The 22,849-nt window shown below is 59.3% G+C and carries 19 protein-coding genes and 1 pseudogene; 8 read left to right on the top strand and 12 right to left on the bottom strand.

What is annotated here, in order from left to right:
* The 3 genes from FN828_RS17930 to FN828_RS17920 form a co-directional block, all read left to right on the top strand.
* A partial coding sequence (locus tag FN828_RS17930) for an acyl-CoA dehydrogenase family protein (protein WP_142494602.1) occupies positions 1–95 on the top strand: 95 nt, incomplete at its 5' end.
* Positions 92–1,675, top strand: a complete 1,584-nt coding sequence (locus FN828_RS17925; RefSeq protein ID WP_142494748.1) for a long-chain-fatty-acid--CoA ligase — start codon at positions 92–94, stop codon at positions 1,673–1,675. The genes FN828_RS17930 and FN828_RS17925, both read left to right, overlap by 4 nt.
* A 5-nt stretch (positions 1,676–1,680) precedes the next feature.
* Positions 1,681–2,478 (top strand): enoyl-CoA hydratase/isomerase family protein, encoded by a 798-nt coding sequence (locus tag FN828_RS17920; RefSeq protein WP_142494747.1) that lies wholly within the window; start codon positions 1,681–1,683, stop codon positions 2,476–2,478.
* Between the two features lie 81 nt (positions 2,479–2,559).
* On the opposite strand, the gene FN828_RS20775 is transcribed toward FN828_RS17920, so the two are convergent.
* The 5 genes from FN828_RS20775 to FN828_RS17895 are packed head-to-tail and all read right to left on the bottom strand — an operon-like array spanning position 2,560 to position 8,245.
* Positions 2,560–5,013: a CaiB/BaiF CoA-transferase family protein gene (locus FN828_RS20775; RefSeq protein WP_142494746.1), complete on the bottom strand. Its 2,454-nt coding sequence runs from the start codon at positions 5,011–5,013 to the stop codon at positions 2,560–2,562.
* Between the two features lies 1 nt (position 5,014).
* Positions 5,015–5,803 carry an SDR family oxidoreductase gene (locus tag FN828_RS17910; RefSeq protein ID WP_235891523.1) on the bottom strand — a complete coding sequence of 263 codons (789 nt, stop codon included), beginning with the start codon at positions 5,801–5,803 and terminating at the stop codon, positions 5,015–5,017.
* A complete protein-coding gene (locus tag FN828_RS17905; protein WP_142494744.1) occupies positions 5,800–6,945 on the bottom strand; it encodes a thiolase C-terminal domain-containing protein in 1,146 nt (381 codons plus the stop codon). The genes FN828_RS17910 and FN828_RS17905 overlap by 4 nt, the downstream gene beginning before the upstream one ends.
* Positions 6,942–7,352, bottom strand: a complete 411-nt coding sequence (locus FN828_RS17900) for a Zn-ribbon domain-containing OB-fold protein (protein WP_142494743.1) — start codon at positions 7,350–7,352, stop codon at positions 6,942–6,944. Before FN828_RS17900 ends, FN828_RS17905 begins: the two co-directional genes overlap by 4 nt.
* 32 nt (positions 7,353–7,384) lie before the next feature.
* Positions 7,385–8,245: a MaoC/PaaZ C-terminal domain-containing protein gene (locus FN828_RS17895; protein WP_142494742.1), complete on the bottom strand. Its 861-nt coding sequence runs from the start codon at positions 8,243–8,245 to the stop codon at positions 7,385–7,387.
* A gap of 155 nt (positions 8,246–8,400) precedes the next feature.
* Between FN828_RS17895 and FN828_RS17890 the strand changes: the two genes are divergently transcribed.
* A complete protein-coding gene (locus FN828_RS17890) occupies positions 8,401–9,075 on the top strand; it encodes a flavin reductase family protein (protein WP_142494741.1) in 675 nt (224 codons plus the stop codon).
* A 70-nt stretch (positions 9,076–9,145) separates the two neighbouring features.
* Here the strand turns inward: FN828_RS17890 and FN828_RS17885 are convergent, their stop codons facing one another.
* On the bottom strand, positions 9,146–12,724 hold the full coding sequence (locus FN828_RS17885; RefSeq protein WP_142494740.1) for an AAA family ATPase: 3,579 nt from the start codon (positions 12,722–12,724) through the stop codon (positions 9,146–9,148).
* Between the two features lie 210 nt (positions 12,725–12,934).
* On the opposite strand from FN828_RS17885, the gene FN828_RS17880 reads away from it, so the two are divergent.
* Entirely contained in the window at positions 12,935–13,546 is a 612-nt protein-coding gene (locus FN828_RS17880) for a LysE family translocator (protein WP_185959081.1), read from the top strand.
* Between the two features lie 40 nt (positions 13,547–13,586).
* Here the strand turns inward: FN828_RS17880 and FN828_RS17875 are convergent, their stop codons facing one another.
* Genes FN828_RS17875 through FN828_RS17865 form a run of 3 tightly spaced genes read right to left on the bottom strand, consistent with a single transcriptional unit; the run spans position 13,587 to position 16,727 of the window.
* Entirely contained in the window at positions 13,587–14,648 is a 1,062-nt protein-coding gene (locus FN828_RS17875; RefSeq protein ID WP_142494738.1) for an ABC transporter substrate-binding protein, read from the bottom strand.
* Positions 14,645–16,063: a sensor histidine kinase gene (locus FN828_RS17870; RefSeq protein ID WP_235891522.1), complete on the bottom strand. Its 1,419-nt coding sequence runs from the start codon at positions 16,061–16,063 to the stop codon at positions 14,645–14,647. The genes FN828_RS17875 and FN828_RS17870 overlap by 4 nt, the downstream gene beginning before the upstream one ends.
* Positions 16,056–16,727, bottom strand: a complete 672-nt coding sequence (locus tag FN828_RS17865) for a response regulator transcription factor (RefSeq protein WP_142494737.1) — start codon at positions 16,725–16,727, stop codon at positions 16,056–16,058. The genes FN828_RS17870 and FN828_RS17865 overlap by 8 nt, the downstream gene beginning before the upstream one ends.
* Positions 16,728–16,895: 168 nt before the next feature.
* On the opposite strand from FN828_RS17865, the gene FN828_RS17860 reads away from it, so the two are divergent.
* From FN828_RS17860 to FN828_RS17850, 3 genes and pseudogenes are all read left to right on the top strand, one after another.
* Positions 16,896–17,885: a Bug family tripartite tricarboxylate transporter substrate binding protein gene (locus tag FN828_RS17860; RefSeq protein WP_142494736.1), complete on the top strand. Its 990-nt coding sequence runs from the start codon at positions 16,896–16,898 to the stop codon at positions 17,883–17,885.
* Positions 17,886–17,960: 75 nt separating this feature from the next.
* Entirely contained in the window at positions 17,961–18,392 is a 432-nt protein-coding gene (locus tag FN828_RS17855) for a tripartite tricarboxylate transporter TctB family protein (RefSeq protein WP_142494735.1), read from the top strand.
* Positions 18,393–18,404: 12 nt separating this feature from the next.
* Positions 18,405–19,943: pseudogene (locus FN828_RS17850) on the top strand (tripartite tricarboxylate transporter permease); the annotation flags it as partial.
* Between the two features lie 100 nt (positions 19,944–20,043).
* On the opposite strand, the gene FN828_RS17845 reads toward FN828_RS17850, so the two are convergent.
* Genes FN828_RS17845 through FN828_RS17835 form a run of 3 tightly spaced genes read right to left on the bottom strand, consistent with a single transcriptional unit; the run spans position 20,044 to position 22,807 of the window.
* Positions 20,044–20,892: an MBL fold metallo-hydrolase gene (locus FN828_RS17845; protein WP_142494734.1), complete on the bottom strand. Its 849-nt coding sequence runs from the start codon at positions 20,890–20,892 to the stop codon at positions 20,044–20,046.
* Positions 20,892–22,325, bottom strand: a complete 1,434-nt coding sequence (locus FN828_RS17840; RefSeq protein ID WP_142494733.1) for a sulfatase-like hydrolase/transferase — start codon at positions 22,323–22,325, stop codon at positions 20,892–20,894. Before FN828_RS17840 ends, FN828_RS17845 begins: the two co-directional genes overlap by 1 nt.
* A complete protein-coding gene (locus FN828_RS17835; RefSeq protein ID WP_142494732.1) occupies positions 22,322–22,807 on the bottom strand; it encodes a MarR family winged helix-turn-helix transcriptional regulator in 486 nt (161 codons plus the stop codon). Before FN828_RS17835 ends, FN828_RS17840 begins: the two co-directional genes overlap by 4 nt.
* Between the last annotated feature and the right edge of the window lie 42 nt (positions 22,808–22,849).

The raw sequence follows: 22,849 nt of genomic DNA, 5'->3' as shown, positions 1-22,849 counted from the left end.
CCTGGGCCGACGCCCGCGTGGGCCGGATCGCAGGCGGCACCGGCGAGGTGATGCGCGAAATCATCGGCCGGTCGGTTCTTGGGGGCAAAAAATGAACCGCTTTCCCGACCTGATTCGCAAATACGCGTTCAAGCACCCGGAAAAGAAAGCGACCCATTTCGAGGGTCGCGACTTTACCTATGCCCAGTTCCGCGACCGGATTCAGGGCATGGGGCAGGTGTTGGTGAACCACGGGGTCAATCCTGGCGACCGGGTGGCCTACCTGGGTCAGAACTCGCATTGGTTGGTGGAAATGTATTATGCGCCCTGCGTCGTGGGGGGCATTCTTGTACCGCTGAACTATCGCCTGTCCGAGGATGAAATGGTCGAAGTGATCGCCGACTGCACCCCCGAGGTGCTGATCGTGGACCGCCATTTCGTACCCCGCGCCGCGGCGCTGATGCAGCGCTGCCCGTCCCTGAAACATCTGATCTTTGCCGATTGGGACGCAGACGCCGCAGACCTGCCCGCTGGCACCCCCAGCTATGATGCGTTGGTTGAAGCGGTTGGGCCGATTGCCGACGATGCGTTTGAAGATCGCGCAAGTGACAGCAACGATACGATGATCATCTTCTACACCTCGGGGACCACCGGGGTTCCCAAGGGGGTGATGCTGTCGCACGCAAACCTGTTGGCCAATGCCACCGGGTCCGGGCATCTGTATGGCTATGTCGACACTGACGTGCTGCTGTTGTCGGGGCCGCTGTTCCATCTTGGCACAGGCAGCCGCGTCTACACCGCGATTGCCTATGGCACGACGATGGTGATCCAGCCCCGGTTCGAGGTGTTGGAAACCATGCAGATCATTCAGGATCAGCGGGTGACGACCATGACGCTGGTGCCGACCATGCTGCGCATGATCATGGATCATCCGCAATTCGGCGATTTCGATTTCTCCTCGATCCGCTGCCTGACCTATGGGGCGTCGCCCATGCCGGTCGCGCTGATGGAGCGCGCAATCGCGGCAATTCCCGGTGTCGTTTTCTGTCAGGGATACGGGATGACCGAAACATCACCCGTGCTGACAGTGTTGACCCCGGCAGACCACGTTCCCGGCAATCCGATGATCGGTAAGCTGGGTTCGGTCGGCAAACCCGTGATCTATGGCGATTTGCGTATCGTCGATGAAAACGACAACCCGGTGCCCACGGGCCAGTCGGGCGAGGTGATCATTCGCGGCCCGCAGGTGATGAACGGCTATTGGAACCGCCCCGAGGATACCGCCCACGCCATGCGTGGCGGGTTCTATCACACGGGCGATGCCGGCTTTCTGGACGAGGACGGCTATCTGACGCTGGTCGGTCGCACCAAGGAAATGATCATTTCGGGCGGGGAAAACGTGTATCCGATCGAAACGGAAAACGCGCTGACCAAACACCCGGCTGTGGCACAGGCTGCTGTGATCGGCGTTCCCCACGAAAAATGGGGCGAAATGGTTTACGGGGTTGTGGCGCTGCAAGACGGCAAAACCACCACCGAGGCCGAGTTGATCGCCTTTTGCCGCGAAAAGATTGCCGATTTCAAAGCGCCGCGCGGCGTGACCATCTGGGATGGTCCGCTGCCGCTGTCGCCCACCAACAAGATCGACAAAAAAGCCATCCGCGAAGTCGTTCTGTCTGACCGGAAAGAGAGGTAAGACGCATGAGTAGCCCAATTCGCTTCACCCGCGATAACGGTGTTGTCCAAATCGAGATGACCGAACCCAAGTCCCGCAACGCGTTTTCGGACGCGATGCGGCAGGCCATGCATGACACGATCCTTGAACTGTCGCGGGACACGGACATGTCCGCCCTGATCCTGACCGGATCAGAAGGCGTGTTCAGCGCCGGTGGCGACCTGAAAAAAATGCTGGAAAATTACAAGGCCGGGCTTGTTTCAGGGGCCGAGGATTACCTGCCGCGCATGAAGTTCCTGCATAGCTGGGTCAGCAAACTGCGCGATATGCCGGTGCCGGTGATCGTGGCCGTAGACGGCCCCGCCTATGGTGCGGGTCTGGGGTTGGCGCTGACCGGGGATATTATCCTTGCGTCGGATCGTGCCACGTTCAACGCGTCTTTCTGCAAGGTGGGCGCGGTGCCGGATGGCAATCTGTTCTATTCACTGCCCCGGATGATCGGCCTGCAACGGGCGCGCGAACTGTTCTATACCGGGCGTACCGTCGACGCCCAAGAGGCGCAGCGCATTGGCATTTGCATGGAAGTCACCACCCCCGAGGCGTTGCTGCCCCGCGCACAGGAAATCGCCGCCCAGATGACGCAGACCTCGCGCACGGCGTTTAGCCTGACCAAGGCCATTTCCGGCAGGTCGATGGAGCTTAGCTCTGACGAATTGTTGGAAATGGAAGCGCAGGCGCAGGCGATTTGCCTGTCCAGCGATTACCACAGGGATGCCATTGCCCGCTTTGCCAACAAACAGCCGCCGCGCTTTAACTTTCGCTAAAGCGTTCAGCCTGTAGGCTGACAAACAAAAACGCCCCCCGAGATTTTCATCCGGGGGGCGTTTTTTGTCGCGGAAACAGGCTCAGGTCAGGGCGCCGTCTGTTTCTAGCTGGTCGATCCGGGCAGTATCCAGATGCAACCATTCCGCCAGAACCGCCCGTGTGTCGCGGCCATATTCCGGGGCGGAACGCATCACCTGCGCGGGGGTCAGGCTAAGCTGGAACCGGCAGGATTCGTGATGGGCCGGGGTGCCATCGGTGCGCGGGGTGGTCTGGAAATGCCCCCAAGCGGCAAGCTGCGCGTCTTCGGCCAGATCCTTGGCCGATGCCACAACGGCGGCTGCCACACCGGCGCGCTGCAAAATTGCCTCGGCCTGATTGGGGGTTTTATCCTGACACCAGGCGGCAAGGCCCGCGTTGATCGCGTCCTCGGACGCTTTGCGCCCTTCCAGGGTTTTGAATGCGGGATCGGCCAAGGCGTCTGCGCCAGTCGCATCGCACAACGCCTGCCATTCCTGATCCGTGGCAACGCTGATCGCAACCCACGCGGTTTCCCCTGCCGGGGCGGCACAGGGGTAGCATTCATTCGGGACGACCAGCGGATCGCTGTTCCCCAGCGCAACAGGTGAAATCCCCGTGGCCGAAGCCATCGCAAAGGCCTGCGCGATGAATTGCATCCCCGCCTCGGACTGGCTGATATCCAGCGACCGGCCCTTGCCGGATTTGCGCCGATCCTCCAGCGCGGCCAGCAGCACGGGCAGCGCCACGCGGGGGGCGACGAAATCGGTATACGGACCGTATGGGCCAACCGGGTCTTTGCCGACACGGCCCACCAGATTTTGCAGGCCCGACATTGCCGCGCCGATATTGCCGAACCCGGCCAACGAGGACCACGGCCCGGACTGCCCCATCAGCGACGTGGACAACATGATCAGTCCGGGGTTGTCTGCCGACAGCACATCATAGCCCAAGCCCCATTTGGCCATCTGTCCCGGCGCAAAGCTTTCGACGACCACATCAACCTTGGCGGCCAGATCGCGCACGACTGCGATGGCTTCGGGGTGGCTCATGTCCAGCGACAGGCCCAGTTTTCCGGCATTACAGTTTTCATACAGGCCAGATTTGTTCAGATCGCGCACGCCTTCGGGGAAGGGGCCGGTCAGGCGGGCCACTTCGGGCTTTTTGCGGCTTTCGATACGGATGACCTGTGCGCCGAAATCGGCCATGTTACGGCCAATCATCGGCCCGGCCACGACCCATGACAAATCCAGCACCTTGATATGATCCAGCGGACGCGCCACCGTGGCGGGCTGCGGTGCAGGCGCAAAGGGCTGTTTGTCTCGTCCGGCCAGCCATTCGGCTTCGGCGGCATCGCCGCCCGCGCCCAGTTCCGGGGCCGGGGTGGCGGTTACGAACCCTTCGTCATAGCCAAGCGCGAACTTGCCCGGCAAACGCAATGCGCCGACCTCTTGCAGGAAATCACGCGCCTTGGCATGGGGGCTGTCCAGCAAATCATTGGCATCAAAGATTGGGGCCAGCATCAGCCGGTGTTTCAGCGCGATCTCTACCGCCTCGCGTTTGGTGAGGGTGGCGAAATAGGCGGCAACCTCGGTGCGGGCCTGTTCCAGCTCGTCATCCGTGATTTCATCATTTTCAATCAGCGGCGGCAGGGTGATCCAGTCCCACGCCAGAAACTTCTGTGAAACAGCGCCCTGTGTTCCCAGATATTTGAACAGGCTATTGGTAAACCGCCCCGCCGCCGGACCCAGCGCCAGATGCATTTCAACCAACCCGTCCTTGACCGGCCACTTAGACCGCTGCGTCCGGGAACCAGAACCGGACAGGTCCAGTTCTTTTTTCTTCTTCGATTTCACCTCGGGGCGGAAGGCGTAATCCGGGTGTCCGATCACGGTGGCCATCGACAGCGACAAGGTGCATTGCGTAGCCGAGGCCTGCGCCGATGTCACCACCTGCTGCCCCTGCCCGCCACGTCTGCGGGCTTCTAATGCAACCATGATCCCGCACAGCGCATCCGTGGCCGCATGATGCCATGCCTGCGGCAGCACCATTCGGGTTGGCACCCCGGTCAGGCTTTCGGTGGGGTTCAGCGGTCCGCCAGCGGCCCACAGCGTCAGGTCAGACGACGCATTGCCCGCTTTCGGCCCGGTCAGCCCAAATGGTGTGATCAACGCATGAACCACAGCCGGATTTTGCGCCAGCAGGGCGGCGCTGTCCAAAAACGGATCGCGTCCCGGCGTGCCGCATTCGATCACCACATCGGCCACGGCGGCCAGCGCCATCAGGCGCTTTGCCTCGGTCGTGCGGTCCAGTTTCAGGGATCGCCGCCCCGTTCCATAAGTCTGCCAATACAGCGATGCCTCATCAGCATCAAAAGGAGGATACTGGCGCGCCGGATTGCCCTGCGGCCCTTCGACAGTGATAACATCGGCCCCCATCAAGGCAAGCAATCGCCCGGCAAGCAGGCCCCGATGATCCGTCAAATCAAGAACACGCAATCCGTCCAATGCGCCAGTCATGTCAATCCTCCAAAAACTGCCCCATGCGTGTGGGCGTGGGGTTCAGTGTCGTGCCACCGTCCACGGGAATGACCGTGCCGGTGATATAGGCCGCCTTGTCCGATGCCAGAAACAGGCACAGATCGGACACGTCTGTCAGGCTGCCCATGCGCCGCAGCGGGATCGCATCAATGCGTTCCTGAACAGCGGCCGGGTTCGGGACAAGCCGTTTTTGCCCTTCGGTATCGGCGATGGGACCGGGCGATACGGAATTTACCCGAATACCATACGGCCCCCATTCCAGCGCCAGCGCACGCGTCAGCATGTCGATACCGGATTTCGCGGCACAAACATGCGCCTGCCCAACCATCGCCACTGACCCTTGTGGGGCAGAAATGTTCAGGATGCACGCCCCCGGTTTGCGCAGATGCGGGAAGGCGGCGCTCATCACATGATGGGTGCCAAGCACGTCGATTTCCATCACCGCGCGGAACCCGTTCGAGCTGATGTTTTCCGCCTTGGCCAGAAAATTCCCGGCGGCCCCGGACACCAGAATGTCAATGGGGCCAAAGGTTTGGGCGCACTGATCCAGCGCACCCTTTACCTGATCGAATTGCCGGACATCCGCAGACAGGCCGTCAGCCTGCGCACCAAGCGCGCGCAGACCGGCCACCGCAGCCTCGACCTTGGCGGAGTCGCGCGAAATCACAAAGACGTTCGCCCCTTCGCGCGCGAAATGCTGCGCGATGCCAAGGTTGATGCCGCTGGTTCCGCCCGAAACAAAGACGGTTTTGCCTGCGAACTGGCTCACCACTGCGACTCCGAGGTCATAACCACGGTTGCCGCTGCGCTGAACATGCCGCCGACACCATGCACGACCGACAGTTTCGCGTCTGGCACCTGTGCCGGGCTGATCCCGCGCATCTGGCGCACGCCTTCCTGAAGCGCATACATCCCGTACATCCCCGAGTGCATGTAGGACAGACCGCCGCCATTGGTGTTCAACGGCAGCTTGCCGCCGGGCCGGGTGTTGCCCTCGGCGATGAAGGCACCGCCTTCGCCGGGTTTGACAAAGCCCAGATCTTCCAGCCCATAAATCGGCAGGTGGGCAAATGCGTCATAGATCATCAGGTGATCCACATCCGCGTGGGTGATCCCGGCGTTTTCAAACGCCAGCTTGCCGGATACGCGGAATGCCTTGGACGAGCTGAAGCTTTCCATTTGCGAAATCATCGGACCTTCGGCGCTTTCGCCGCCCAAACCGCGCAGGTACACCGGCTTGGTCGGGAAATCCTTCGCCCGCTCGGCGCTGGTCAGGATCAGGGCACCGCCGCCGTCCGACACCAGACAGCACATCATCAGCCGGAACGGATAGGCGATCATTTTCGAGTTCAGAACGTCATCGACAGTGATCGGGTCGCGCATGGTGGCACGGGGGTGGAACCCTGCCCATTCGCGCTGAACCACGGCAACCATCGCCAGTTGCTCTTCGGTCAGCCCGTCGTCTTTCATCTTGCGCATCACCGGCAGGGTAAACCGCGACGGCGGGAACAGCGGGCCATAGATGGATTCGAATTCCTGCTGCTGCATCGACGGGAAAATCGGGCGGTGGTTACGATTGTTCGACCGGCCGCTTTCGCCGTGGGTGATCAGAACGGTTTTGCACAGGCCGGTTTCAATCGCCGCCGCTGCATGGCGCACCAGCGTGATGAACGAACAGCCCCCAACCGAGGTGCCATCGTACCAAGTGGGGGTGATCCCCAGATATTGAATGATTTCGGCCACGTCATGACCGCCGGTTGCCACACCATCAATATCGGCAGGGGTCAGGCCGCATTCGGCCATAGCGTTCAGGGCTGCATCGGCGTGCAGGCCGGTTTGCGACAGCTCGGGCACCTTGCCCATGCGGGTGGTTTCGGCGGCGCCGACAATGGCGATGGATGCGCTGGTCATGCTGCACCTCCTGCGGGCTTGAATTGGGGAATGGACAGATCGCCGCGCTGCTCGAACGTGACTTCCAGCGGCATATCCAGGGTCAGGGCTTCGGGATCAGCCGGGCAATCCATGATGTTGGCGACCATTTTCACGCCTTCGTCCAGCATCACAACCGCCACGGTGAACGGGGGTTCATACCCCGGCGCGGGCAGGTGGTTGATGATATAGGAATACAGGCTGCCTTTGCCGCTGGCCTCGATCACGGTCACGTCACGCGACCCACAGGTCGGGCAGAACGGGCGCGGCGGGAAATAGGCTTTGCCATCGCACGCGTTACACGCGTTCAGAAGCAATTTGCCTTCTTTCGCGCCATCCCAATAAAATTGCGTTTCTGGATAGATGGTCGGCAAGGGCCGGTTGCTCATCTGTCTTCTCCTTCGATTATCTGTAAATCGGCTTAGGCCAAACGGGCCAGCCCGTTGTTCAGAACCACCACGTCACGTTCCACCACGCGGGCGCGGAAACGGACATCATTCCCGTCGCGCCACATTTCCGTGCGCAGGGTTTCGCCCGGATAAACCGGCGAGGTGAACCGCAGTTCCAGATGCTTCAACGCCTGCAAATTGCCATCCGCCAATGCCTCGGTGATGGACCACGCCACCACACCCAGCGAACACAGACCATGCAGGATCGGCTTTTCAAAACCGGCTTGCGTGGCCACAGCCGGATCGGCGTGCAGCGGGTTATAGTCGCCCGACAGGCGATAGATCAGAGCCGCCCCAACCGGGGTGCGGAAATCATAGGTTGCGTCCGGTTCGCCCTCGGGGACCGGCTGTACGGGTTTAACCGGCCCGTTCGGCCCGCCAAAACCACCATCCCCACGCGCGAAGGTCGTGCCGGATACCGTGGCGATCAATGCGCCGGTTGCCTTGTCGGTCAGTTCGCGCTCGGAATAAAGCAGCGCGCCTTTGCCTTCGCCTTTGTCGACGATCCCGGTAATGCGGGTCTTGCCCAGCAATGTACCTTCGGCAGGCAACGGGGCGTGCAGGGTCAGGCTTTGTTCCCCATGCAGGATTTTTTGCCAGGTCAGCCCCGAGTCAGGCTCTTTCGCCCAAAAACCGGGATACCCGATCACGTTCACCATCGCGGGCAAAGCGCCGAAGCCTTCGGCCCCTTCATAGGTTGCGCGCAGATGGGATGGATCAAGCGGTTCCGTACCAAGACCCAGACCAAGTGCATACAGAATTGTGTCACGTTTGGTATAGCTGTGCTCGATGACGGGGAAATCACGCGCCATCAATTTATCATAGTCGATCATGCTAAATCCTCCTGCGCGAAAACTAGCCAATACGATTTTCGTATGCAAGCTAAATATTCGATAGCTAACTTTCGCCTTGCCCTCATATAGTTTGCCTAATCATTATAAGCTTGCTACATTTCTGGTAAAGCAACAAACACGGGTGAGATGATAAAATGCAATATGATCCCGGCACGGAACAATGCCCCCTGCCATTTTCCCCGTTCAAAAGCTGCACAGTTCCGCGGCCTATTGGCTGGCTGTCAACCATCAGCAAGGATGGCATCCACAACCTTGCCCCATTCAGCCAATGGCAAAACCTGTCATTCGATCCACCTATGGTGATGTTTGCCGCCAACCGTCATGCTGACGGGCGGCGCAAGGATACTGTGATCAATGCCGAAGAAACCGGCTGGTTCGTGTGGAACATGGCCACCTATGCGTTGCGCGATGCGATGAATGCCTCGGCTGTGGCCCATCCCCCGCAGGAGGATGAATTCACCCACGCTGGCGTGACCAAAGCCGCCTGCATGGATGCCCCCGCCGCCCGCGTGGCTGAAAGCCCCTGTCACTTTGAATGCCGCTATATTTCGACACATATGCTGCCGGGGAATACGCCCATTAGCTGCATGGACATCGTATATGGGCAAGTCACGCGCATTCATGTGAAGGACGAAGTGATCCTTCCGTCAGGCAAGCTGGACATTGCCAAAATCGAACCCATCGCCCGCATGGGATATTATGATTACGCCCGAATTTCCGAAACCTTTGAAATGCGCGTACCAAACGCCAATGCCACGGGCGAAGCAATGTTCGAGGGGAAATCAACCGGGGCCACACCTCGCAGGTAATTCGGCCCTATCCCGCGATGGCGGTTCCCATTGCGGGATATGGCTGATCAGCGGAGCCGCGCCATCAGATTCAGCCCTCAAACCCCGACGCTGATCGAAACCGGGTACAGGCGTTTTGCAGCGGGCGGATGTCCAGCGTTTGCGCAAGCTGTTCTGAACGCAGCAGAAACGCCTGCGCATGTTGCGCCGCACCGTTATCTTGTGCGATGCGGGCCTTAGCCAGCAGCCCCCAAGCTTCGTTGCCCTGCTCTCCGATGTCTTGCGCCAGTGACACGCCCGCGTCGATTTTCGCAAGTGCCGCGTCAGTATCGCCTGATACCCAAAGCGCGTTGCCCAACAGGATTAACACCTGCGCCAACCCGAACCGGAACCCGATCGCGTATGCCTCGGTTTCGGCTTCTTGCAGCAAGGTCCGGCCGCGCTCGATCCGCCCGCTGGCGATATAGCTGGCCCCAAGCGTTGAATAAATGCGCGGCAGATAGGCCGGGTAATGGTTGGCGCACAGGTCCAGTTCTGGTTCCAGTATCCCCACAGCCCCGGCGTGATCCCCCGCCAAAAGACATTTGCGCGCCACGGCCAAAGCCAGCCACAACCGTTCATGTGCGCTGTTGCCGGTCAGGTGCGGCAATAACCCGGTTGCTTCGTCAATCAGCGCCTCAGCCTCGGTAAAGGCGCCCATTTCAGCATGTCCCAGAATGGCCCAACCGAACGCATTGTAAACCTGATTCAACAGGCCGATCTCACGATTGTCCGCAGTGACATCCCGATCCAGCAACGCCAGGGACCGTGTGCTGTGCAGAACGGTTTCGTTGTACTGTCCACTGGCGTATAGCGCCCGGCTGAGCATCAGCTTGCCCATCACGAACATATTCCGATCCACCGCCAGCCGCATTTGGGCGACATTGCGTTTCCCAACCTTGATTGCCGCCTGTATCTGACCCGCTGACGCCATAAGGTAAGTCTGCGAGGACAGCGCCTTGCACAGCCGCACCGGATCGTCCAAGCGTTGCGCAAGCACTTCGGCATCCTTGAGCAGCGACAGCAATTTATCCGGGTTGCCGCGCAGCCCCCGCGCGGCATAGGCCAGAAACCGCAGGTCAATCCCTTGTGCCAATTGTTCAGGGGTTTCGTCTTGGGTGGTCAACGCGTCCAGCCCGCATTCGATCAGGGCCGAAGCTTCGGGATATGAGGCCTTTGCCATTGCCGCGCGCGCTGCCGCAATCAAAAGCGGCGCAGACGTGACGGGATCGCCGCCTTGCAGCAGATGATAGCCCACAAGCTCGGGATGACGTGCCGCCAGTTCAGGATATTGCTGGTTGATCACCTCTGCGATGCGGGCGTGCATTGCCTGCCGTTCGCTGCGCAAGATCCGGCCATAAATGGCATCCCGAAACAGCGCATGGCGAAAGATGAAAACAGCCTGCGATGCTGAACCGTGTTGATCGACCAAGCCCGCCTCGATCAGGCTGGCAATCATTGCATCTACCTCTTTGGCGGGATGATCCGTGACGGCGATCAACAAGTCCCGATGGAAGTCGCGTCCAATGCAGGCCGCGTGATGCAGGATCGCCGCATTCAGGGCCAAACCATCGAACCGGGCCGCCAGAAGGGCGGTCAATGTATCCGGGACCTCTGATGCGATACGGTTTTCCAGGGGGTCATGCGGTGTGGTGGCCAAAGATCGACTTAGTTCTTCGATGAACAACGGAACACCACCGGCCTGCGCCACCAGCGTATCCAAAAGATGCGCATTCTGGATGGGGGCCACGCGGCGGGCCAAAATCATGGCGCTGCGTTGATCCAGCCCGCTTAGGCCAAGCTGGTCGAACGATGATTTCCAGTCCCCGTCCAGCCCTTCGTTCCGCGCGGTCGCCACGATCATGATCGAAAGCCCACTGCGAGAGGCCGCAAGGCGCGCAAGAACCTCTCTCGACGAAGAATCCGCCCAATGAAGGTCTTCAAATAACAGGAAAAGCGGCGTGGATTTGCCCATTGCCAAGATAAGCTGCACCACCGCGTCCAGCATCCCTTCGCGCCGTTGCTTTGGCGACAGGGTGGCGAATGTGTCGTGGTCCGCCGGGCCAATACCCAACATCAATGCGAAAAACGGGGTGCTTTGACCAAGGGTTTCGCCAAACTGTGCAAGATACCGATACAACTGCGCCAACTGGTTCGCCTGATCCCCATCAGGTAACGCTTGCGCGGCAAGCCAACGCGCAAAAGGCCAAAGTGGCGTATTCTGATACTGCGGTGCAGATTGAAACGCGATGATCGTGGCGTTGGTTTCAAGGGCTTTTTGGGCGATGGCATGGGCCAGCCGGGATTTGCCGATCCCGGCATCCCCGGTCAGAAGAATGGCCTGACAGGTCCGTTGGCGGGCGCGGGACCATCGGTTTGTCAACAGCGCCAATTCATCGGCGCGACCCACAAGGGGTCCGTGCGCTGGATGTATTCGGGAAATATAACGCACCGGCGCAGATACTTGCCCGGTAATTTCCATACAGCCCCCCGGTCCGTGATCGGGCGACAGGTTGAAAAATCCGGTCAACGCCCTTGCCATTGTGGCGTCCGCCAAGATCCGGCCCGGCCCTGCGTGTTGGGCGCATCGTTCGGCTGCCATCAGGTTCTGGCCGAAGAATGCCTTTGCCAACCCGTTGCCCTGTGTGACATCCCGAAGAACACAGATACCGCTGGCCAATCCGATACCACATTGCACCGTCACGGATGCGGGCAGAGTTGCGGCTGCGATCAGGACTTGGGCGCGCAACGCAAAACTGGCCGCTGTCAGCGCATCATCTTCATCGGCATCGGGCCAGCCAAAACAGGCGAGTAATCTTTGCCCGAACTGATGACCCCATACCCCATCAAGCCGGGCCAGTTCCGGCGCAAGACATTGGGAAATCCGATCGACAACTGTCAGCTGCGTTTCAATGTCGACAGTGCCGCCGCCCGGTACAGAAACGGCGATTTCTATCACCACAAAGGTGAGCAATCGGCGCTCGGACAAGGGCGCAGCGGGACCGGGTTCCTGTGCGGGGTGGGCTGTGGCAGATGTCTGGGACGTCCCGTGGAACAGATGCAGCAATTCGACTTTGCTGCTGACGTTCAGTTTTCGGTATATCGCCGCAAGATGTGTGCGGATCGTCGCTGGTGCCCGTGATAAGGTTTGCGCGATTTCCTGATAGGTATGCCCTTGGGCGTAAAGGGTGGCCACGGCATGTTCCCGCTCTGTCAGGACGGACAGCGGGGCGGTTGGTTCCGGCCGATCCTGCCACCAAAGCGCAGCTTCAGGGAGATTTTCGGGGGCCGGACGGATGGGGACGAAACGCGCGGCACTTTGGCTATCCAGATCAGGAAAGACCGTGCCATCCAGCCCAATACCGTCAGGGTGGTGTCGGGCGATGGCGTGGGCGGCCTGTTCGCCCAGTTTGCTGATTCCAACGGAAAGCTGGCTTTTGGCATCGGTCAGTGCGCTTTCCCGTATCGCGGAAATGCAGCGCAGCCCATCCTGCACCAGTCTGAACCGGCATATCAGGTGTGTGTCGCCTTGCTGTACGACCTGTCCGCCATGTTGTTCTGCCAGCCGTTGAATGCTGGCATTTCCTTGGATTAGATTACTGAAAATAAAGCAAAAATATAAATTCTTCACGCTGTAACCCCGGCCTATTCATCCTGCGGATACATCCATTCAGTTTGCTTCTGCCAAGGCTATTGAATCAACATACTGCAAATGCAGTAGGGCAAAAACCAAACATATGCCCGATGCCTAAAATACCGGCGCAAAGATACACTTTTTAAGCCTGACAATAAAAGCGTCCACACGATTATGCGCACGCTGGCAGACGCAAGGAAACTAAAAGTGCATCTTTCAGATATTTTTGCCTATTTTTTTATGCTTTTCACCCTGACGCTGGTTCCCGGCCCGTTGAACACCATCATGATGGCCAGAACCTTGGCTGGTGATACATCGGGGGCGATTTTTTTCGGTCTTGGAATCGCGTTGGGCGATGTCATCGTGATCTTTCTGGTGGTGTTCGGTCTGGGAACATGGCTGGAGGCGCGACCGATGTTTTTCAATTTCAGTCAGGCCATAGCGATTGCCTATATCCTGTGGCTGTCATGGTGCATCTACAACAAAGGGATGCAGCCAGACGAAAGCAATGATCCCGTGCAGACAGGCCGTGTCGGCGATGTTGCAGCCGGTTTGCTGACATGCGTCATGTCCCCGCAAACGCTGTTGTTGTATCTGGTTTTGCTGCCCGCGCTGATTGATCTTAGCGCGGTCGATGCCCCGGCGCTTGCCACTGTGATGGCTGCAACATTTTCCGCGCTCGCCGCTGCGTTCCTGACGGTTATTGTGCTGGCCGGGTGGCTTCGGCCTTTGTTGATGCAGGGCAGGCATCTGGGGGTTGTCAATCGGTGTCTGGCCTGCCTTGTCGCCACATCTGGCGTCTGGATCGGCCTGTCCTGAGCGTGGGTGTCCCGTTGGGCCTTATTCCGGCAATGAACGATCAACGCGTTTGGATACTGAAACTGTCACGCCATTCCGCGAAAAAACGGTTTCGTCTGTGATGATCCATCGCAACCAATAGGGTCGGATCAATCGGAATATAACGGTCGGTGCTGTTTGACCGGGCAGTTTCGTCATTGTCGCTTTGCTGGATCAATTCGGCCCCCGCCAGCAAGGCGCGGCCTTCTGCGGACAAAAGGAAATCCAGAAATGCGGCGGCTGTTTCTTTTTGGGGCGCTGCTTTCGGGATCATCAGGGCGCGGGACAAAAACATTGTATAGTCTTGGGGATGGATAACGCCAATATTCGCGTGCGGCACTGTGCTGACATATGACCCAAGCACATTATAAGCGATCTTATAGCGGCCACTTTCCACACTGGCGATAATTTCAGCCGAACAACACGTCGCAACGGCATCAACCCGTGCAAACGCTTCAAGCAAGCCGCCAAAGGTGGTGGCCTGCTGGCTGTCCATGAACGCAAACAAAAACCCAAGCCCCGAGGCTTCGATGTCGTATGTTGCGATCTTTCCCCGGTAATCGTCAGGGGACCGGCGCATCAGGTCAAGCAGGGCAAACCGAGTGAGCGGCACATCGTCGGCAAAGACCAGACTTTTGTTATAAATGATTACAGCCGCTTCGCGGGTGATCCCCCACAGTTCATCGCGCCACATCCGCTGGGCTGGCAATTGCGCCGTAAGGGCAGACCGATACGCGTTCGCACAGGCGCGATTGACCAGATCCACCATCTGATGAACCCCCGAGGAAATCACAACATCCGCAGACGCGCCCTGACCGTCGCAAACGCGGCGGCTGTCGTTATACAGATCATTCGATCCCCACTGTTCGTACTGCAATTCAACATTCGGGTATCTGGCCACGAACGCCTTCAGAAGCGGGGTAAAGATCACGGTATCCGTCGTCGAACGGATCACCAAACGGGTGTCCGCTACGCTGCTGGGGGTCGTGAATTTCGTTACGATTTCTTGTGCAATAGCGGGCGACACCACGGCATTCGCCAAAAGGAGCACCAGCCCCCACCGCACCAAGGCGATCCCTGTCATAGGCCCGTCCCCTTTTGTTGCAGGGGCAGCATCAGAGTCACACGAAACCCCGTATCCGCCTGTTGCATCAGCACCTTGCCCGCAAACGCATTCGCCACGGCATAGACAATCGACAGCCCCAAACCGGCGCTGTCCCCCTTGGACGCGGCAGAGCGTTCAAACCGCTGGCCGATGGTGTTCATCACCTCTGGCGGGGGGCCGTTGCCCTGATCCTGTACCCAGATCATGCCATGCCCCTGATCCTGCGACACCCCCAGCACCACAGGCGAAACCCCGTGCCGGATCGCATTGGCCAGCATGTTTTTAACGGCTTCCACAAGCGAAATTTCATCGGCCAGCACGGGGACGGCCAAATCCCCGATCGACAGGTTTACCTCGGTTTCTGGTGACAGAAGTTCATGATCGTTTTGCTCGAAAATATGCAGGGCGATGTCACGCAGATCAATCAAGACAGGCGGGGCATTATCCGTGCGGTGCATGACCAAGGCCCGCGATAGCATCTGATCCAGCAATGTCCCCAAAGACCGCGTGCGCTTTGCCAGCCGTTCCAATCGCTGAAGGCGGCGGGCAGCGTCGTCTTCAATGGCCAGTTCCGCCTGTGCGCGGATCGCGGCAACCGGGGTGCGTAATTGATGGGCCGTATCCGAAATAAGATGTTTCATCGCTTCGACCTGACGATCCAGACGGTGCATGAAACGGTTCAGGGCATGAACCATCACGGCCACTTCTGCCGGACCTTCGGCAGACATAGGGGTCAGGTCATAGGGATCACGCTCTGAAAGATCACGGGTCAGGGTTTCCAACGGTTTCATAGAGGACCGGATCACCCAAAACGCCCCCAGCAACAGCGCCAGCCCGCCGATCCCGGTGACAACTACGGCCCCTTTGGTCAATTCCAGCGCCATCGCATTCCGCGCCCGGATCGTATGCCCAACCGTTACATAGACCGCCCCGGAAAAATTCCGTTCGGAAAACAGCCGCGCCACGGTGACAAACCGGGCCGGTTCTTTTTGCATCTTGCCGTCATAAAATGTCGGCTCTGTCAGATTGCCGCGCAATGCGCCCTTTTCTATGGTGCCGTCGTATCCTGTCAGGACGGTGCCATCGGCGCCCTGTACGGAATAATAAATCCGGTCATCCTGTGCCAATCCCAGCAACCCAAAAGCGGACACCGGAATATCCGCGATGGGTGCGCCCTCAAGGATGGTGATGCTTTCCGAAATGTCATTGGCCGCCCCCAACAGGATACGGTCAAAAGACTGCCGCGCTGCGTTTCGGCCATAAGCAAAAGCCGCAATCGTGATCACAATCCCGCCCATCGCCAAAAGCGACAGCACCCCGCCCATCACCCGCGTCAACAAAGAGCGTTTGCCAGCCAAATCCCCGGCCATGCCATTTCCCAGCAGCTTATCCATTGTCGAAAATCCGGTATCCGACACCCCGTTTGGTTTCGATCACGACCGTCGACGCCGAAAGTTTCTTGCGCAGCCGCGCGATATACAGCTCGATCGCGTTCAGTCCCACATCCGCATCGTCGAAAGCGAAAAGACCGTCATAAAGGCGTGATTTGCTAAGCGGATTTTTCTGATTGCGCAGCAACAAGCCCAGCAATGTCGCTTCGCGGCGGGTCAGGTTCAGGGGGGTTCCATCAAGCGTTGCCGAAAGCGCCGCCGGGGAAAAACAAAGCGGGCCAAGCACCAGAACGTCGGATTTCTGTTCTGCCTCGCGCCGCACCAAAGCCCGCAACCGGGCCTGAAGTTCGCGTTGGTCAAACGGTTTAATCAGATAATCATCCGCCCCAAGATCAAGCGCCGAAACCCGATCATCCACGGAAAACATCGCCGTCAGCATCAGAACCGGCGTCCGATCCCCGGCGGCGCGTATATCCTGAAGCAGCTCTGTGCCATTGCGGTCTGGCAGGTTGATATCCAGCACAATCGCGTCATAGCGCTGCACGGCCAGAAAATCCTCGGCGGCGTCGCAGCTATCCGCGACATCACAGGCCATGCCGGATTTTCCCAAACGAATGGCGATTGCCTCGGCGACGTCTGTCGCATCCTCGACAATGAGTATCCGCATGGCTCCTCCTTAAAAGCGCGCTTCGACCTTGGTGACAGGTTCGTGACAGCTTTGACGCTTACACCCCCTTCTTAGCCTTTCGCGAGGAGACAGCAAAGCTGCGCTGCGAAAGCTTTGGATACCGGGCGTCCCTATGGCCCGCATGACATAATGTGGAGGAGTTTACACATGTTCATCAAGGCAACCCGCCTCACCCTTGCAGCCGCCCTGCTGGGCGCAACCACCCTTGGCGCATTCGCTGACGGGTTCACCCCCGAAGCCCCTGAATGTATCGCCCCGGCCAATCCCGGCGGCGGCTGGGATTTCACCTGTCGTCAGGTGGGCAAATCCTTGCAAGACCTTGGCCTGCTGGAAAAAACCATGCAGGTGGTCAATCTTGCGGGCGGCGGCGGTGGTGTTGCGTTTGCCGAGGTCGTCAACAAGCGCAGCGATGACAATGATCTGATCGTGGCGGCATCCTCGGCCACCGCGACCCGTCTGGCGCAGGGCGCTTATCCGGGCAACACGATGGATCAGGTGCGCTGGCTGTCGTCTGTCGGGGCGGATTACGGCGTGATTGCTGTGGCGGCAAACAGCCCGATTTCGGATCTTCCAACCCTTCTGAACATGATCAAGACCGACCCGACCAAGGTTTCCGTCGCGGGCGGGTCGGCTGTGGGCGGCTGGGATCACCTGAAGGTTCTGATCGCGGCCAATGCGTTTGGCGTCGAAGATGTGCGTACCGTCAAATACATCGCCTTTGACGGCGGCGGCGAGGCTGTTACCCAGCTTTTGGCCGGGTCGGTGCAGGCCTTTACCGGGGACATTTCCGAAGCCAAAGGGTTCGTCGATAGCGGCGACATCAAGGTTATCGCCGTGCTGTCCCCCGAACGTCTGGACGGTGCGTTTGCCAGTTTCCCGACCGCGCGCGAACAGGGCGTCGACGCAATCGGCGCGAATTGGCGCGGTTTCTATGCCCCCGGCGGCATGAGCGACGCAGCCTATGACGCGTGGGTATCCAAGATTGGGGCGCTTTATGCTTCGGAAGAATGGCAACAAATCATGGCAAACAACGGTCTGGCCCCGCTTGATCTGCAAGGGGCAGCCTTCCAAGCCTTCGTTGCCGACAGCGTCGCCCAGATTCAGCAAATCTCGAAAGAGATCGGCATCATCCGGTAACCCCCCACTTCACATGACATTCCAAGGGTGCCGCATCCCGTATGTGGCACCCCCGTCCCCTGAAAGGAAACCACCATGAGCGATCGCATTTTTGGTGTTGTTGGCCTTCTTCTTGCCATTGGGTTCGCGTTCGCGGCCTTGGCAATCGAAGAAAGCTTTCTGTCTGACACGGTTGGCCCCAAAGCGTTCCCGCTGATCATCGCGGCCATCCTTGGCCTTGCCTCGATCAGCATTGCCCTGAAACCCGATGCGTCCCCGACCTGGCCCCCACTGGGACGGTTCGTGGAAATCATTGCCGCCGTTGTCGTCATGGTGCTGTATGCCCAGCTTCTTCCCGTCATCGGTTTCGTTTTCGCGACAGCACTGGCGGCAACCTACCTGACATGGCGGCTGGGGTCCGCTCTTGTGGCGTCGGTCCTCATCGGGGTGGGTACATCCGTGGGCATCTACATCGTTTTTCATCTGCTGTTGGGTCTGTCGCTCGCGCGTGGCCCGCTTGGTTTCTAAAGGAGGCGTCTTATGGATACTTTGATTTCTCTTGCCGACGGTTTTGCCATTGCGCTGACATGGCAAAACCTGTTGCTGGCGCTTCTGGGCTGTTTTCTGGGTACGATCATGGGCGCCTTGCCCGGACTTGGCCCCTCGAACGGGGTGGCCATTCTAATTCCGCTGGCGTTCACGCTGGGGTTGGGGGCGACACCGTCGCTGATCCTTTTGACCTCGGTTTACTATGGCGCGATGTATGGCGGGCGGATTTCTTCGATCCTGCTGAACATTCCGGGCGATGAGCCTGCAATGATGACCTGTCTAGACGGGTATCCGATGGCAAAAAACGGGATGGCCGGGCAGGCGCTTTCCCTGTCTGGTATCGCGTCTTTTGTCGGTGCTTTTTTCGCAACGTGGGGGCTGATCCTGCTGGCACCGCAGCTTGTCAAAATTGCCCTGCTGTTCGGTCCGGCAGAATATTTCGCCCTGTTCGCGCTTGCCTTCATGACTTTGGGCGGGGTTTCCTCGACCAATCAGGCCAAATCCGCCTTTGCTGCGGCGTTGGGGCTGGGGCTAGCGATGATTGGCGTGGATACACAAACGGGCGTGCCGCGTTTCACCTTTGGCGAAGTTCACCTGTATGACGGGCTGGATTTTCTGGTGGCGATTGTCGGGCTTTTCGCCCTGTCCGAGGTGTTTATCTTCCTTGAACACCGCCACGGAAATGCCGACGGCAACGCCGAAAAAATCCGCGTCGGCCGGCTGACGCCCCCTGTGGCAATGCTGAAAAGCACCACCCCGACAATGATCCGTTCAACGATACTTGGCTTTATCGCGGGTGTGTTGCCGGGGGCCGGGGCATCGCTTGGGTCGTTTATTTCGTATTCGTTTGAAAAACGGCTGGTGGACAGCGAAGGCAAAACATTCGGCAAGGGCGACCCGCGCGGCGTTGCCGCCCCCGAGGCAGGCAATAACGCCGCGGCGGGCGGTGCGCTGGTGCCGATGCTGGCACTTGGGGTTCCCGGTTCGGGAACCACGGCTGTGTTGCTGGCTGTTCTGTTGTCGCTGAACATCACGCCCGGCCCGTTGTTGTTTACCCAAAATCCCGATGTGGTCTGGGGGCTGATCGCGGCGCTGTTCATTGCCAATATCATGCTGCTGGCCATGAATATCCCAATGGTTGGCCTGTTTACCCGCGTGCTGATGGTGCCGCCGCGTATTTTGATGCCAATCGTTGCGATGGTTTCTTTTGTCGGGATTTACGGCATCTCGGGGTCGTCGTTTGATCTGTTGGTGATGATCGGTTTCGGTGTCATGGGCTGGGTGCTGCGCAAGCTGGACGTGCCATTGGTGCCCATCATTCTGGGAACGCTGCTGGGGAATTCGATGGAAAACAACCTGCGGCGCGCCATTAGCATCGACAATGGCGATTGGCTGACCCTGATCGACAGCCCGTTGTCGGTAACGCTTTGGCTGATTGCGATTGTCGGCTTCATCCTGCCGCTGGTGGTGGGGCGCAAGGTCAAAGCGAAGATGCACGCGCCACGGGATGACGAAGGGGCGATTGCAGACTGGTCTGAAACGGTATCGGGCGTTTGTTATCGTATCGCAAACGCCCGCATGACCGGGAATATCCCCTGCCCCGCCACAACTATGGCCCCACCCGGCCTACCTAAACGGTATATTCGTCCAGATCCTCGACGATGCGGCTGTTTTCCCCAAAATGTTCCGCCAGCGCCTTCAGCGCCGCAGCGTGGCCTTCGGGGGCGTCCATGTGGATCCGGAAATGGGTCAGCAACAGGCGCTTTACCCCGGCGGATTTGGCCACTTGGGCGATTTGGCTGGGGGTCGGTGTCACGGGCAGCATCAGCGGATGCGCTGTTTCGCCATCCAGCCGGTAACACCAGTGCAACAACAGATCGGCATCGGTGATCAGTGCGGTCAGCGCGTCGCAAATCCCCGCATCGCCCGAATACACGAACTTGCGCCCCTCGCTTTCGACGGCAAAGGCCATGCAGGTCAGCGCGGGCTGTGCGTGGGGAACCTCGCACGAGGTCAGCCGCCAGCCATTGCCCTGAAACGTGAAACCGGGGGTGATTTCGGTGACATCGGGCGCGGGCCACGGGCGGGGCAAGGTGCCGCCGCGCGCTTTCCAGACTTCCTGACTGGGCAACAATTCGGTCCGGGCGCGCAGATCATGTGACAGCACCCCCTGCGGTCCGAAATAGCCTTGGGTGATAAATCCAATCGGGTCAGGCCCGAACACCTGAACTGGCCTGCCGCCTTCGTCCCATGCCGCGTGGATCAGCCGAGCGTAATCCATCATGTGATCGGAATGCAGGTGGCTGAAAAAGATATGCGTAATCTCGGACGGTTTGCGCCCGGCCCGCAGCAGGTTGTCATAGACCCCGCCGCCGCAATCGAACAGCACCACATCGTCGCCAATATCCAACAGATACCCCGAAGACGCCCGGCGCAGGTATGCCTCGGGAGAACCGGAGCCAAGAACAGTCAGTTTCATTATTTTACCTCTGGCGGGGGGGTAGCTGCCGGGGCGCCCAGTTTCAGCGCCTTTTCCCGGCCGCCGTGATGGGCAATCAGCGCCGCCTGATCCGCGAAGGCCTGCGCGTCTGCGGCTTCGGGATCAACGATTTTGCGCATTTCGGCCTGCATCTGCGCCAGCGTATCCGCATGGGCGGGGTCTGCGGCCAGATCGGTCAGTTCCTCGGGGTCGTTTCCCATGTCGAACAGTTCGGGCGGGAAGCCGATATAATGGTTCAGCTTCCACCGTCCCTTGCGCAGCATGAACCCGCCCGAAACCGCCCCGGCGGCATGATATTCTGACAGGATCGGCCGATCGGGATCGGTGGGGGCCTGCGCAATATCCGCAAGCGACCGCCCATCCCCGGAAAACGCCGCGCCGAAATGCGCGGGGATCGTGGCCGAGATATCCAACAGCGAAACCGGCGTGTCACATGTGCCGGGGGGGATACCGGGGCCAGCCATGATCATCGGGACGGAAACGCTTTCCTGATACAGGTTAGATTTCCCCCAAAGCCCGCGCGCGCCGACGTTATCGCCGTGGTCCGAGGTATAAATCACCGTTGTGTTGTCCCCAAACCCTGCCGCATTCAGCGCCGAAAGGATCTGCCCGACATTGTGATCCAGCCACGAACACAGGCCGTAATAGCTGGCCATTGCGGCAAGCCGTTCCTCGGGGCTGCGGAACTTTGACTCGCTGTTCATCATGGCGTTTTGTTTTTCCACCCAAGGATGCCGGATGTATCCCGTTGTGGGGTGCAGCTTCACATCAGGCAGTGTTTCGGGCGGGTAAAGATCGTAATATTCCTGCGGCACGACCAGCGGGAAATGCGGCGCGACCAGCCCGACATACAGGCACCACGGCCTGTTGTCGTCCGATGCCGCGCGATCAGTCAGCCATTGTTCCGTGCGGCGGGTCACGGCGGCGTCGTAATCCGTGTATTTGGAATGGCCGGGGCCGATGTAATCGCCCAGCATCCGGCCTTCTTCCTGCACCACGCGTTCTTCTTCGCGGCGGATCGAGGCCCAGACCATACCAACCCCGCCAGCCACCTGCATCGGGATATGTTCCACATCAAACCCTGCCGGGTCCTCGTCCGAGCGGTAATGCAGTTTCCCGATGGATTCCACTGGAACACCGGCCCCTTGCAGGGCGTGGCCCCAGCCTTTGGGTTCGCCGGTATAGGGCATGGCATTGTCCCACAAGCGGTTCACATGCACATACCGCCCCGATGCAAACGATGCCCGCGCCGGTACGCAGATCGGGCTGGGCGTATAGGCATCGGTGAACCGCACCCCACGGGCGGCCAGCGCATCCAGATTGGGGGTTTGCACAAACGGATGCCCGGCACAGCCCATCGCGCGGGCCTGATGCTCGTCAGACATGATGACAAGAAAATTGGGCTGGCTCATGTAAAATCCTTTAGGTCTGCGGCGATTTCCAACTTGTCCAGAACGCGCCGGAAGGTTTCCAATTCATCCGGGGTCAGGTTTTCCCGCAATTTGCTTTGACGGCGACGGGTCACGGGCAAGGTACGTTCAAATATGTCCTGCCCGCGGGGGGCCAGCGTCAGGTTTTGCGCGCGTTGGTCGGTTTCATCCGGGGTGGCCTGAATGATTTTTTCGTCAATCAACGTGGCCAGATTGCGGGACAAAAGCCCCTTGTCCAGCGCAGTCGCGCGGGCGATTTCAGACAGCCGTGTTTGGCCCGACGTTCCGACAACGGCAATGATGCGCCATTGGGTCAGGGTCACGCCGCTGGTTTCCCGCAACATCCGCGCGGCCTGTGCGTTCAGTTTGGCCTGAACCCGCGACAACCGATAGGTCAGGAATTGCTGAATGGGCAGCGTGTCCATTGGATCATCGGTGACGATTTTGGAAATGTCTGCGGTCATATGCTCTCCTCTGGCTCCAGCATTTCCCGATTTGGTTAACTC

The sequence above is a fragment of the Thalassovita litoralis genome (genome assembly GCF_900182725.1).
GTDB lineage: Bacteria > Pseudomonadota > Alphaproteobacteria > Rhodobacterales > Rhodobacteraceae > Thalassobius > Thalassobius litoralis.
This window is presented reverse-complemented; position numbering and strand designations above follow the sequence as displayed.

Bases quoted from the DNA above. Each gene is read 5' to 3' on its own strand.
- FN828_RS17875 (WP_142494738.1), bottom strand. From the start codon at position 14,648: ATGACAGGGATCGCCTTGGTGCGGTGGGGGCTGGTGCTCCTTTTGGCG.
- FN828_RS17855 (WP_142494735.1), top strand. From the start codon at position 17,961: ATGAGCGATCGCATTTTTGGTGTTGTTGGCCTTCTTCTTGCCATTGGG.
- FN828_RS17890 (WP_142494741.1), top strand. From the start codon at position 8,401: ATGCAATATGATCCCGGCACGGAACAATGCCCCCTGCCATTTTCCCCG.
- FN828_RS17895 (WP_142494742.1), bottom strand. From the start codon at position 8,245: ATGATCGACTATGATAAATTGATGGCGCGTGATTTCCCCGTCATCGAG.
- FN828_RS17905 (WP_142494744.1), bottom strand. From the start codon at position 6,945: ATGACCAGCGCATCCATCGCCATTGTCGGCGCCGCCGAAACCACCCGC.
- FN828_RS17900 (WP_142494743.1), bottom strand. From the start codon at position 7,352: ATGAGCAACCGGCCCTTGCCGACCATCTATCCAGAAACGCAATTTTAT.
- FN828_RS17860 (WP_142494736.1), top strand. From the start codon at position 16,896: ATGTTCATCAAGGCAACCCGCCTCACCCTTGCAGCCGCCCTGCTGGGC.
- FN828_RS17920 (WP_142494747.1), top strand. From the start codon at position 1,681: ATGAGTAGCCCAATTCGCTTCACCCGCGATAACGGTGTTGTCCAAATC.
- FN828_RS17865 (WP_142494737.1), bottom strand. From the start codon at position 16,727: ATGCGGATACTCATTGTCGAGGATGCGACAGACGTCGCCGAGGCAATC.
- FN828_RS20775 (WP_142494746.1), bottom strand. From the start codon at position 5,013: ATGACTGGCGCATTGGACGGATTGCGTGTTCTTGATTTGACGGATCAT.
- FN828_RS17925 (WP_142494748.1), top strand. From the start codon at position 92: ATGAACCGCTTTCCCGACCTGATTCGCAAATACGCGTTCAAGCACCCG.
- FN828_RS17840 (WP_142494733.1), bottom strand. From the start codon at position 22,325: ATGAGCCAGCCCAATTTTCTTGTCATCATGTCTGACGAGCATCAGGCC.
- FN828_RS17845 (WP_142494734.1), bottom strand. From the start codon at position 20,892: ATGAAACTGACTGTTCTTGGCTCCGGTTCTCCCGAGGCATACCTGCGC.
- FN828_RS17835 (WP_142494732.1), bottom strand. From the start codon at position 22,807: ATGACCGCAGACATTTCCAAAATCGTCACCGATGATCCAATGGACACG.
- FN828_RS17870 (WP_235891522.1), bottom strand. From the start codon at position 16,063: ATGGATAAGCTGCTGGGAAATGGCATGGCCGGGGATTTGGCTGGCAAA.